The sequence below is a fragment of the Allobosea sp. 05T438 genome (assembly GCF_056396025.1).
In genome coordinates, this window is sequence record NZ_JBFTKQ010000016.1 from 40,452 (window position 1) to 52,658 (window position 12,207).

Annotated in this window: 12 protein-coding genes; 5 read left to right on the forward strand and 7 right to left on the reverse strand. The window is 66.6% G+C overall.

The features are described from left to right. Positions 1–18: 18 nt before the first annotated feature. Positions 19–1,401 carry an argininosuccinate lyase gene (gene argH / locus AC1DIN_RS23900; RefSeq protein WP_441472635.1) on the reverse strand — a complete coding sequence of 461 codons (1,383 nt, stop codon included), beginning with the start codon at positions 1,399–1,401 and terminating at the stop codon, positions 19–21. A gap of 27 nt (positions 1,402–1,428) precedes the next feature. Between argH and tlpA the strand changes: the two genes are divergently transcribed. The 4 genes from tlpA (at position 1,429) to AC1DIN_RS23920 (ending at position 5,453) form a co-directional block, all read left to right on the forward strand. Continuing rightward, entirely contained in the window at positions 1,429–2,058 is a 630-nt protein-coding gene (gene tlpA / locus AC1DIN_RS23905) for a thiol:disulfide interchange protein TlpA (protein WP_476811562.1), read from the forward strand. Between the two features lie 95 nt (positions 2,059–2,153). After that, complete coding sequence (locus tag AC1DIN_RS23910; protein ID WP_476811563.1) at positions 2,154–3,143, forward strand: hypothetical protein; 990 nt, start codon at positions 2,154–2,156, stop codon at positions 3,141–3,143. A 70-nt stretch (positions 3,144–3,213) separates the two neighbouring features. After that, positions 3,214–4,944, forward strand: a complete 1,731-nt coding sequence (locus AC1DIN_RS23915) for a carbamoyltransferase family protein (protein WP_476811564.1) — start codon at positions 3,214–3,216, stop codon at positions 4,942–4,944. A gap of 260 nt (positions 4,945–5,204) precedes the next feature. After that, complete coding sequence (locus tag AC1DIN_RS23920; protein ID WP_441472631.1) at positions 5,205–5,453, forward strand: DUF1272 domain-containing protein; 249 nt, start codon at positions 5,205–5,207, stop codon at positions 5,451–5,453. 41 nt (positions 5,454–5,494) lie between these two features. Here the strand turns inward: AC1DIN_RS23920 and grxD are convergent, their stop codons facing one another. The 6 genes from grxD to galU form a co-directional block, all read right to left on the reverse strand. Further along, the gene (gene grxD, locus AC1DIN_RS23925) at positions 5,495–5,830 is read right to left on the reverse strand and encodes a Grx4 family monothiol glutaredoxin (RefSeq protein ID WP_441472630.1); all 336 of its coding nucleotides are present in this window, start codon (positions 5,828–5,830) and stop codon (positions 5,495–5,497) included. Positions 5,831–5,876: 46 nt separating this feature from the next. Next, complete coding sequence (locus AC1DIN_RS23930) at positions 5,877–6,113, reverse strand: BolA/IbaG family iron-sulfur metabolism protein (protein ID WP_441472629.1); 237 nt, start codon at positions 6,111–6,113, stop codon at positions 5,877–5,879. Between the two features lie 12 nt (positions 6,114–6,125). Beyond that, positions 6,126–8,336, reverse strand: a complete 2,211-nt coding sequence (gene purL, locus AC1DIN_RS23935; RefSeq protein WP_476811565.1) for a phosphoribosylformylglycinamidine synthase subunit PurL — start codon at positions 8,334–8,336, stop codon at positions 6,126–6,128. A gap of 96 nt (positions 8,337–8,432) precedes the next feature. Continuing rightward, positions 8,433–8,870 (reverse strand): acyl-CoA thioesterase, encoded by a 438-nt coding sequence (locus AC1DIN_RS23940; protein ID WP_476811566.1) that lies wholly within the window; start codon positions 8,868–8,870, stop codon positions 8,433–8,435. 130 nt (positions 8,871–9,000) lie between these two features. Then, a complete protein-coding gene (locus AC1DIN_RS23945; protein ID WP_476811567.1) occupies positions 9,001–9,885 on the reverse strand; it encodes a methyltransferase domain-containing protein in 885 nt (294 codons plus the stop codon). A gap of 178 nt (positions 9,886–10,063) precedes the next feature. Then, positions 10,064–10,942 (reverse strand): UTP--glucose-1-phosphate uridylyltransferase GalU, encoded by an 879-nt coding sequence (galU, locus tag AC1DIN_RS23950; protein WP_476811568.1) that lies wholly within the window; start codon positions 10,940–10,942, stop codon positions 10,064–10,066. A 170-nt stretch (positions 10,943–11,112) separates the two neighbouring features. Here galU and galE point away from each other — a divergent pair, with 170 nt between their 5' ends. Next, positions 11,113–12,105, forward strand: coding sequence for a UDP-glucose 4-epimerase GalE (gene galE, locus AC1DIN_RS23955; protein WP_441472624.1), 993 nt, complete (start codon positions 11,113–11,115; stop codon positions 12,103–12,105). The last annotated feature ends 102 nt before the right edge of the window (positions 12,106–12,207 follow it).

A 12,207-nucleotide genomic window follows, 5' to 3' on the forward strand; every position in this document is an offset into this window, starting at 1 on the left:
AAGCCCGAGCATGACGCACTACTTCGCGAGCTGCTTCAGCCAGCGCCGTGCCTGCTTGCGGACATTGGCGGGCGCCGTGCCGCCATAGCTGACGCGGCTCTTCACCGACTGGTCGACGCCGAGCACGGCGAAGACGGCCTCGGTGATCTTCGGCTCCACCGCCTGCATCTCGGCGAGCGAGAGCTTCTCCAGCCCGACCTTCTTCTCGGAAGCGATTCCGACGAGCCGGCCGGTGACATGATGCGCGTCGCGGAACGGCATCTTCAGTACGCGCACCAGCCAGTCGGCGAGATCGGTGGCGGTGGCGTAGCCGAAACCCGCCGCCTTCTTCATCGCCTTGAGGTCGGGCTGCATGTCGCGGACCATGCCGGCCATCGCGGCGAGGCAGAGCGAGAGTGTCTGGAGGGCGTCGAAAGTGCCTTCCTTGTCCTCCTGCATGTCCTTGGAATAGCTGAGCGGCAGGCCCTTCATCATGGTCAGCAGCGCCTGCAGCGCACCGAAGACGCGACCGGCCTTGCCGCGCACCAGCTCGGCCGCATCGGGATTGCGCTTCTGCGGCATGATCGAGGACCCCGTCGAGAAGGCGTCCGAGAGCTTGACGAAGCCGAATTGCGGCGTCGCCCAGAGCACGATCTCCTCGGCCAGCCGCGAGAGGTGCATGGCGCAGATCGAGGCGGCCGACAGCGTCTCCAGCACGAAATCGCGGTCCGAGACCGAGTCGAGCGAATTCGCGGTCGGGCGGTCGAAGCCGAGCGCCTTCGCCGTCATGTGCCGGTCGATCGGGAAGGAGGTGCCGGCGAGAGCGGCCGCACCAAGCGGGCACTCGTTGAGGCGCGCGCGGGCGTCGCGGACGCGGCCGCGGTCGCGGCCCAGCATCTCGACATAGGCGAGGAGGTGATGGCCGAAGGTGACCGGCTGCGCCGACTGGAGATGGGTGAAGCCCGGCATCACCGCGCCGGCATAGGTGTCGGCCTTCTCGGCAAGCGCCTGCTGCAGATCGGCCATCTGGCCGTCGATCTCCTCAAGCGTGTCGCGCACCCACAGCCGCATATCGGTCGCGACCTGGTCGTTGCGCGAGCGGGCGGTGTGCAGCCGGCCGGCAGCGGCGCCGATCTTGTCCTTGAGGTTGGACTCGACGTTCATATGGACGTCTTCGAGCGCACGCGAAAACGTGAAGGCGCCGCTCTCGATCTCGCCTTCGACCTGCTTGAGGCCGGCCGTGATCGTCGCGACATCCTCCTTCGTCAGGATGCCGGTCTCGGCCAGCATGGCCGCATGGGCGAGCGAACCGCGGATATCCTGGCGCCAGAGCTTCTTGTCGAAATCGATGGAAGCGTTGATCTCCTCCATGATGGCGCCGGGACCTGTGGCGAAACGCCCACCCCACATGCGATTGCTCACGACGGTCTTTCCTGCTTCTAGGGCGCGATGAGGTCTCGAACGAAAATTCTGGCCGCAACCGGGGCTCTGGCCCTCCTCGCACTCGGCGGCGGCGCCGCCTTCTACTCCGTCACGGGCGATGCCGGCAACGGATCATGCAGCGCAGCGCGCACCGCAGCCGAGCGCATGAAGCCGCTGGTGAAGGGTGAGGTCGCGGCCGTAGAGCTGCGCCCCCGCCCGCAGCCCGCGCCGGAACTCGCCTTCACCGGGCCGGACGGCCAGCCGATGACGCTCGCGGCGCTGAAGGGCAAGACGCTGCTGGTCAACCTCTGGGCGACCTGGTGCGCGCCCTGCCTGAAGGAGATGCCGGCTCTCGACACGCTCCAGAAGGAGATGGGCGGGCCCGATTTCGCCGTCGTCGCCATCAACATCGACACGCGCAACCTCGACAAGCCGAAGACCTGGCTCGCCGAGAACAAGGTCACCACCCTGCCCTTCTACGGCGATCCGCAAGCGACAACCTTCCAGGCGCTGCGCGCCGCTCACAAGGTCGAGGGCATGCCGGTCAGCATCATCGTCGACAAATCCGGCTGCGAGCTCGGCATCATCCAGGGCCCGGCCGACTGGGCGAGCGCCGATTCGAAGGCGCTGATGACGGCCGCGATCGGCAAGCCCTGACCGCAACGTCGCGGCAATGGCGGCGTGTTGACGAACTCTCGTCGCATTGCGGCGTTCTGCTGAATGGCAAGCGGCAGCGGCCGAAAGGATCGAGCATGACACTCCTGCGCAAGCGGAAGCAGGGTTTTCACCGGGTGGGAGCGATCATGCTCGCGGTGGCGCTGAGCCTTGCCGCGGGATCGGCCGTTGCGCAGGAGCGCAAACCCATTCCCGGCACCAGCGTCTCGCTGGTGCCGCCGAAGGGCTTCGAACCGGCAGCCGGCTTCGCCGGTCTCTCCAACCAGAAGACGAAGGCCAGCGTCCTGATCGTCGAGATGCCCGCGGAAGCCTACCCGCAGGTCGCGACGCTGTTCAACGACAGCGAGAGCGCCAGGACCAATTTCGCCCGGCAGAAGGTCAACATCACCAAGGTCGAGCAGGTCGACGGCACAGGCGGCGAGAAGGTGCCGTTGCTGAGCGGCACGCAGGAGGCCGGCGGCACCAAGCTCGACAAATGGATCGCCCTGTTCAGAGGGCCCAAGACGGTGATGATGACCGTGCAGGCGCCGCCGGCTGCCAAGATGCAGCCGGCCGAGGTCAAGGCGCTCATCGCCTCGGTCTCGCTCGGCAAGGAAGCGACGCTCGACGAGAAGCTCGCAGCCCTGCCCTTCGCCTTCAAGGCCGCAGCCCCCTTCCGCGTCATCGACACCATCGGCGGCGCCGGCGTGCTGATGACCGCTGGCGAACGCAACGTCGATCCGTCGGGCACGCAGCCGCTGATGATCGTCGCCTACCAGATGTCGGCCCCCATCAAGCCCGGCCAGGAGGAGAAGCTCTCCGAGACGATGCTGAGGAGCACGCGCGACATGCAGACGGCCGACATCAAGGAACGCAAGCGCGTCCCCTTCGCCGGCCAGGACGGCGTCTTGATCTCGGGCTCCTTCAAGCACCCCAACGGCAGCGACAAAAGCTTCGCGCAATATCTCGCCATCGGCTCGGGCGGCCGCTTCGTCCGCCTCATCGTCATGGCCGATGAAGCCGAGATGCCGAAGCTGCAGCCGGCGGTCGAGCAGACCGCTTCCAGCATCGCATTCGCGGCCCAGTAGAGCCCTTTCCCCCACCACCCGCGCATTTGAGCGATTGGCGTCGCATGCGCGGGAGGCTATTGGCTGCCCCATGAGCTATACGATCGGCCTCGCGACCACCTTCCACGATCCCGCCATCGCGATCATCGGCCCCGGCGGCGAGGTGCTCTTCGCCGAGGCGACCGAGCGCTACCTGCAATACAAGCGCGCGCCGAACTGCGAGCCGGATTCGGCGCCGCGCATGGAAGGGCTGCTGAAGCGCTACATTCCGAAGGACGCCGAGGTCACCATCGCCACCAGCTGGGGCGAGGACTTCACCGGCTTCCTCGACCAGATGGCACGCGCCGGCTCCTTCACCCTCGACGCGCTACTCAAGCTCTCGCCCGAGCTCAACCGCTCGCTGGTGCCCGAACGCACCGAGCGCGCCCTGATCGCCTCGCTTCATTCGGCGCAACAACGCGCCGGCATGGGCGTGCTGCTCGGGCTCGACCGCGCTCATGGCAAGGCCAACGTCACCGGCCTCAAGCGCTACGGCCACCATCTCAGCCATGCGGCCTATGCCTGCTGGTCATCGCCCTCCGACAACGCCACCTGCCTCGTCGTCGACGGCATGGGCGAGACCGGCGCCTCCGCCATCTTCGCCTTGGAGGACGGCCGGCTTCGTGAGGTCAAGCGCCATCGCGGGCGTGAATCGATCGGCTTCTATTTCGGCCTCGTCACCGACCTCGCCGGCTTCGACCAGGCCAAGGGCGAAGAATGGAAGATCATGGGGCTCGCCCCCTACGGCACGACCGATCCTGAACTGATGGCGCTGCTGCGCAAGCTCTATCAGATCGACGGCGACAAGCTCTCCTTTGCCAAGGCCGATGTCGTGCAGGCCGTCGCCGCCGAGATCCTCGCCCGACGCCCGGCCGATGCGCTCGACCAGGGCTGGGCCGACCTCGCCCGCTGCGGGCAGGACGTCTTCGCCGAGATGATGGAGGCGCTGCTCGCCGAGGCCGCAGCGCTCGTTCCGAGCGAGAACCTCGTCATGGCCGGCGGCTGCGCACTCAACTCCTCCTTCAACGGCAAGATCGCCGGCCGCCACGGCTTCAGCACGGTGTTCGTGCCCTCCGCCCCGGCCGATGACGGCAACGCCATCGGCGCGGCATGGCTGGCCCATGCCGAGGCGAACCCGGACTGGCGCGCACCCAAGGGGCCGCTCACGCCCTATCTCGGCTCGCACGTCTCGACCGAACCCTTCGAGCGCATGCAGCTATGGGAGAAGCGGCTTCGCAAGCTCGCGCCCGACGAGATCGCGCCGGTCACCGCCAAGCTCCTCACCGAGGGCAAGCTGATCGGCTGGGTGCAGGGCCGTGCCGAATTCGGCCCGCGCGCCCTCGGCAACCGCTCGATCATCGCCGATCCGCGCCCGGCCGACGCCAAGGATATCCTCAACGCCAAGGTAAAGTACCGCGAGGCCTTCCGGCCCTTCGCGCCCTCGATCCTCGCCGAGCACGCCGCCGACTGGTTCGAGAACTATCAGGACGCGCCCTATATGGAGCGCACGCTCGTTTGGAAGGAAGCGGTGCGCCAACGTGTGCCGGCCGTGGTCCATGAGGATGCGACCGGTCGCCTCCAGAGCGTCACGTCAGAGCGCAATCCGCGCTACCACGCGTTGATCTCGGCCTTCCACGATCTGACGGGCGTGCCGGTGATCCTCAACACCTCCTTCAACATCATGGGCAAGCCGATCCTGCACACTGCGGAGGATGCGATCCTGATGTTCTATACCAGCGGGCTCGACGCGCTGGTGATCGAGGACTGGCTGCTGGTGAAGTAAGCAGCGGGGTAAAATTCCCCACCCGGCAGAAGGCCGGACCTGCGTAGACGCGACTGGCCGTCATGCTCGGGCTTGACCCGAGCATCTCGGAAACCAGAGCTTTCTTCGGCAAGAGATTCTCGGGTCTGCGCTTCGCTTCGCCCGAGAATGACGGCCCGCCTCAGACCGATCCGCGCCGTTGATCGGTCGGATCACGCGAAATCGCTGGTCTCAGTCCGGTTTGAGGTCATTCTTCCGGCCCATCGGAAGGAGACGATGCCATGCTGCAATTGCGCCCGAACTGCGAATGCTGCGACCGCGATCTGCCGCCGCAGTCGCGCGACGCCCTGATCTGCACCTTCGAATGCACCTTCTGCAGCGACTGCGCCGAGACGCGCTTCGCCGGCGCCTGCCCGAACTGCGGCGGCGAGTTGGTGCGCCGGCCGATCAGGCCGGAGCGGATGCTGGAGAAACACCCGGCGTCTGCCGAGCGTATCCGCAAGCCGCATCCGCAATGCGCCGCGGCCTGAAAAGGCCGTCCGATCGCAGGCTTTGACGGGTTGGGCGAGCCTCAGCTCGCCTGCTTCACCGCGATGCCCTTCTCCTCGAAGAGCTGCTGCAACTCGCCTGCCTGGAACATCTCGCGGGTGATGTCGCAGCCGCCGACGAACTCGCCCTTGACGTAGAGCTGCGGAATCGTCGGCCAGTTCGAATAGGCCTTGATGCCCTCGCGGATTTCCGCGTCCTCGAGCACGTTGACGCCCTTGAAGGGCACGCCGACATAGCTGAGGATCTGCACGACCTGGCCGGAGAAGCCGCACATCGGGAATTGCGGCGTGCCCTTCATGAAGAGCACCACGTCGTTGTTCTTCACTTCCGCTTCGATGCGGGCGTTGACGTCGGACATCATCTGTCTCCTGAAGCGGGTTCAAGGCCCGCCGGATGGTTTCGTTCTAATCTTGGGGAACGGCCGTCGTCAGCGCAAGGGCGTGCAGCACGCCGCCCATATTCCCCTGGAGCGCGGCATAGACCATCTGGTGCTGCTGCACCCGGGTCTTGCCCTTGAAGGCGGCCGAGGTGACGGTCGCGGCATAGTGGTCGCCGTCCCCCGCCAGATCCTTGATCTCGATCGCCGCATCCGGCAGCGCCGCCTTGATCATGCGCTCGATCTCGTGCGCGTCCATTGCCATGGGTCGAACTCCTCAGGCCGCCTTGCCGGCCATGTAGGACGGCAGCCAGTCTTCATGGATCTTGCTGAGATCGGCGATCGCCAGCGCCGGCTCACCCGGCAGGGCAAGCGCCGCGCCGCCCGTGCGGCCGATCGCGAGCGCCGGCACGCCGGCAGCCTTCGCCGCCGCGATCACGGCATCCGCCTCGGCAGCGGGAACTGTCAGGACATAGCGCGCCTGATCCTCGCCGAAGAGCGCGGCATGGGCCGGGCCGGCCGGCAGCGCCTCGACGGTGGCGCCGATACCCTTGGCCATCGCCATCTCGGCGAGTGCAACGGCGAGGCCGCCATCCGAGAGGTCGTGGCAGGCGGTAACCTTGCCGGCCGTGATCAGCCCGCGCACGAAATCGCCGTTGCGACGCTCGATGGCGAGATCGACCGGCGGCGGGGCGCCCTCTTCGCGGCCGCAGACCGTCGCGAGATAGGAACTCTGGCCGAGCCAGCCCTGCGTTTCGCCGATCAGCAGGATCGCCTCGCCCTCGGCCTTGAAGGCGACGGTCGCGTGCTTGGTGACATCCGCCAGCACACCGACGCCGCCGATGGTCGGGGTCGGCAGGATCGAGACGCCGTTGGTCTCGTTGTAGAGCGAGACGTTGCCGGAGACGACCGGGAAATCGAGCCCCTTGCAGGCCTCGCCGATGCCGCGGATGCAGCCAACGAGCTGGCCCATCACTTCCGGCTTCTCGGGATTGCCGAAATTGAGGTTGTCGGTGATCGCGAGCGGGGTCGCGCCGACGGCGGTGAGATTGCGCCAGGCTTCCGCCACAGCCTGCTTGCCGCCCTCGAACGGGTCGGCCTCGCAATAGCGCGGCGTCACGTCGGCGGTCATGGCGAGGCCCTTGGGCCCGTCCTCGATGCGGATCAGGCCGGCATCCCCGCCCGGCGTCACCACCGAATTGCCGAGGATCAGCGTGTCGTACTGTTCCCAGATCCAGCGCTTGGAGGAGAGGTCCGGCGAGCCGATCAACTTCTTCAGCGCCTCGACATTGCCGCAGGGCGGCGTCACGCTCTCCGCCGCGATGCGCTGCTGCGGCGCGGTCTCGATCCAGGGCCGGTCGTATTCGGGGGCCTCGTCGCCGAGCTCCTTGATCGGCAGGTCCGCCATGACCTCGCCCTTGTGCTTGATGACGAAGCGCAGCGTGTCGGTGGTGTGGCCGATGACGGCGAAGTCGAGCCCCCACTTCTTGAAGATCGCCTCGGCGGCGTCCTCGTGGCCCGGCTTGATCACCATGAGCATGCGCTCCTGGCTCTCCGACAGCATCATCTCATAGGCGCTCATGCCCTCCTCGCGGCACGGCACCTTGTCGAGGTCGAGCTCGACGCCGAGATCGCCCTTGGCGCCCATCTCGACGGCCGAGCAGGTCAGGCCCGCCGCGCCCATGTCCTGGATCGCGTCGACATGGCCGGCGGCCATGATCTCGAGGCAGGCTTCAAGCAGGAGCTTCTCCGCGAAGGGGTCGCCAACCTGCACGGTCGGGCGCTTCTCCTCCGACTTGTCGTCGAATTCGGCCGAGGCCATCGTCGCGCCGTGGATGCCGTCACGGCCGGTCTTGGAACCGAGATAGACGATCGCCTTACCGACGCCGCTGGCCTTGGCGTAGAAGATCTCGTCGGCCTTGGCGATGCCGACCGCCATGGCGTTGACGAGGATGTTGCCGTCATAGCGCGTGTGGAAGCCGGTGGCGCCGCCGACGTTCGGCACGCCGAAGGAGTTGCCGTAGCCGCCGATGCCGGCGACGACGCCCGAGACGAGATGATGGGTCTTGGGATGATCCGGATCGCCGAAGCGCAGCGCATCCAGCACCGCGATCGGCCGGGCGCCCATCGTAAAGACGTCGCGCAGGATGCCGCCGACGCCCGTCGTCGCGCCCTGATAGGGCTCGATGAAGGACGGGTGGTTGTGGCTCTCCATCTTGAAGACGATGGCTAGCCCGTCGCCGATATCGATGACGCCGGCATTCTCGCCCGGCCCCTGGATCACCCAGGGCGCCTTGGTCGGCAGCGTCTTCAGATGGATCTTCGAGGACTTGTAGGAGCAGTGCTCGTTCCACATCGCCGAGACGATGCCGAGCTCGGTGATCGTCGGCTCACGGCCGATCAGATGCAGGAAGCGCTGATACTCGTCAGGCTTCAGGCCGTGCTCGGCGACGAGCTGCGGGGTGATCTTGGTGTCGTTCGGAATCACGGGCTCAGGGTTCCTGGCGGTCCGGCGAGGGGATTTGGCAGGGGCATAACCTGCCTGCGCCCGCGAGACAACGCATTCCGGCCGCAGGCGCGGCTTTCAGCTCTGGATCGCGGTCAGCGCGGCCCTGAGAGGCGCCGGAATCGGCACCGGCTTCTGGCCGGCGCGCTGCACATAGACATGGGTGAAGCGCCCCTGCGCCGCCGCCTCTGCGCCGCCCTGCCGGAAGATGCCGATCCGATAGGTGACCGAGCTGTTGCCGAGCCGTTCGACGGCGATCCCCGCCTCCACCGTCTCCGGAAAGGCCACGCTCTCGAAATAGGTGCAGGCGGTCTCGGCCACGAGGCCCACGATCTCGCTGCCGCCGAGGTCGAGGAAGCCGCCTTCGATCAGCCAGGCGTTCACCGCGGTGTCGAACCAGCCGTAGTAGACGACATTGTTGACGTGGCCATAGGCGTCATTGTCGTGCCAGCGCGTTGGGATGGCGCGGAAAACGCGGAAATCTGAGCGCGAGAGACGCGGCTGACGCTCACTCATGGCCTGGAAGCCTCTCCACCGTCACGCTCGCCCTTGCGGCGAGCATCCACGTCTTGAACACGGCTGTCACCGCGGGAAGACGTGGAAGGCCGGGACAAGCCCGACCATGACGGCACCGGCACGCCCACGGTCATTCGCCTCCCGGTTTCTCGCCGGCCTTGATCTCCGGCACGCCGAGCGCATCGGCCAGCCTCGCCTTGGCCGAGCCCGGCCGCAGTGGCTTCTGCTGGCTCTCATGCGGCGCCCAGCCGGAGAGCCAGACGAATTCGAAGGTCGCCGGCAGACGCCCGTCGGCATCGGCGAAACGCTCGGCATAAAGCGCCGCGGCGCGCAGCAGCGTCTCGCGCCGCAGCGGCGTCTTGCGCCGGGCGATCAGGCTATTGGCCCAGCCCATCGCGCGCAAATCGCGGAAGAGCCCGAAGGCGTCGCGATAGCGCACCGTGACGATCTCGCTGTCGATGACGGGCAGCGCGAAACCGGCCCGCTGCAAGAGACCTCCGAGATCGCGCAGATCGGCGAAGGGCGCCACGCGCGGGCTGACTCCCCCCATGGTCTCGCTCTCGGCTTCGAGCAGCGCCTGCCTGAGTTCTTGCAGCGTCCGCCCGCCGAGCAGGCAGCCCATGAACAGCCCGTCCGGCCCGAGGGCTCGCTTGATCTGGATGAGCGCGCCGGGCAGGTCATTGACGCCCTGCAGCGCCAGCAGCGAGACCGCGAGGTTGAGCGAGCCGGCAGCGAAGGGCAGGCTTTCGAGGTCGCCGACGAGGTCGGCCGGCGCCCCCTCGGCCTCCGCCATGCGCAGCAACCGCCCCGCCTTGCCGGCAAGGACGGGGGTGACGACCGGCAGCGGCGTGCCGAGATCGGCCGCGACCGCGAATTCCCGCAGCACGGCCCCGAGCCGCTCCTGCAGATCGCCCGCCGCGCGTTGCAGCAGGAAATCCGGATAGTCCTTCGCAAGCGCGCGTCTCAGCCGCGAACGGCCGAGCGTGCGGTCGAAGACGAGGCTGTGGTCACTCAACTTTGCACCGTCAGCAAGGATACAGGCCCTCATCCTGAGGAGCAGCCTTGAGGCTGCGTCTCGAAGGATGCTCCAGCGTTCTCAGTAGCCAGGAGCCACCTGGATCGCCCTTCGAGACGCCATTCCTAACCGGAATGGCTCCTCAGGACGAGGGCCGGGATCACCGGACAGAGCGCGCTCAGCGATCGAGCAGCTTCGCGATCTCGGCGCGCAGCTGCGGGCCGAGATCGCCGCGATCAAGCGCATAAGCCACGTTCGCCGCGAGGAAACCGATCTTGGAGCCGGCGTCGTAGATCTCGCCGTCGAAGCGCACGGCGTAGAACGGCTCCTGCCGGGACAGCGCGATCATCGAATCGGTGAGCTGGATCTCGCCGCCCGCCCCCTTTTCCTGGTTGGCGAGCAGGTTGAAGATCGTCGGCTGCAGGATGTAGCGGCCGGAGATGTGCAGGTTCGACGGTGCCGTGCCTTTGGCCGGCTTCTCGATCATGCCGGTGATCTTGGAGACCTTGGCCTTGGCATCCTCGACGCCGACGATGCCATATTGATGCGTCTGGTCGTCCGGCACCGGCGCAACGGCGATGTGGTTGCCGCCATGCTGTTCATAGGCATCGATCATCTCGGCAAGGCAGCCCTTTCCCTGGCTGTAATGCAGCATGTCCGGTAGCAGCAGCGCGAAAGGCTCGTCGCCGACGATCTCGCGGGCGCACCAGACGGCATGGCCGAGGCCGAGCGGCGCCTGCTGACGGGTGAAGCTGGTGGCGCCGGCAGCCGGCAGGTCGTGCTTCAGCGCCTCCAGCTCCTTGACCTTGTTGCGCTTGGCCAGCGTGTCGTCGAGCTCATAGGCCATGTCGAAATGGTCCTCGATCACTGCCTTGTTGCGGCCGGTGACGAAGATGAAGTGCTCGATTCCGGCCGCCCGCGCCTCGTCCACCACATGCTGCACGACCGGACGGTCGACGATGGTGAGCATCTCCTTGGGAATCGCCTTGGTGGCGGGCAGGAAACGGGTGCCGAGACCGGCGACGGGAAGAACGGCCTTGCGGATGCGTTTCGTCATGAAAAATCCATTGGGCACGGCGGCCTTTGCCAAAGGCAGGGCAGTGATCGGAACAGCCGCACAACTGTCATTGTTGGCAGCCATCTGTGCTTATAGCTGACAGGCCTTGAGAACCCGTCAACGGTTTTTCGATAGTGCCGGGTCATGACAAAGATGAGGCAAGAGACGCAATGGCGATATTGGTTTCCGGCGGCGCTGGCTACATTGGCAGCCACATGGTCCTCGAACTTCTGGATCGCGGCGAGCGAGTGGTCGTGCTCGACAACCTGTCCACCGGCTTTTGGTGGGCCGTTCCGCCGGAAGCGACCTTCGTTCAAGGCGATATCGGCGATCAGGAGCTGGTCGAGAAACTGATCGCCGAGCATGGCGTGACGGCGCTGGCGCATTTCGCGGCGCGCATCGTCGTCCCTGAATCGGTCAGCGATCCGCTTGGTTATTATTTCAATAATACTGTGAAAACCCGAGCATTGATCGAGAGCGCCGTCCGCGGCGGCGTCAAGCACGTCATCTTCTCCTCCACGGCTGCGGTCTATGGCGAGCCGCCGGTCTCGCCGGTGCCGGAGGAGATCGCGCTCAACCCGATCAACCCCTATGGCCGCTCCAAGCTGATGAGCGAGTGGATGCTGCAGGATGCGGCGAAGGCGCACGGCTTCTCCTACGTCGCGCTGCGCTACTTCAACGTCGCGGGCGCCGATCCGAAGCTCCGCTCCGGCCAGTCCTCGCCGAATGCGACGCATCTCATCAAGGTCGCCAGCCAGGCCGCGCTCGGCCAGCGCGATGGCCTCACCGTCTTCGGCACCGACTATGCGACGCCGGACGGCACCTGCGTGCGCGACTACATCCACGTCACCGATCTCGCCCGCGCCCATCTTGCCGCGCTCGACCATCTGCGTGCCGGCAGGGAAAGCCTGACCCTGAACTGCGGCTACGGCCGGGGCTATTCGGTGAAGGAGGTCGTCGAAGTCGTGAAGAAGGTCTCAGGGATCGATTTCCCCGTGACCCTCGCGGATCGCCGCGCCGGGGACCCCGCCTCGCTGGTCGCCCGCGCCGACCGCATCCAGGCCGAACTCGGCTGGCGGCCGAAGCATGACAACCTCGAGGAGATCGTCGGCCAGGCGCTGGCCTGGGAGGAGAAGCTCAGGACGCGGAACGCCTCGACCTGAACGCCCCTTCTCTAGTACGCCCGAGCCCTCATCCCGAGGAGCCATTCCCTCGGGAATGGCGTCCCGGAGGGTGCTCCAAGAGGCTCCAGGGACATCTGGAAC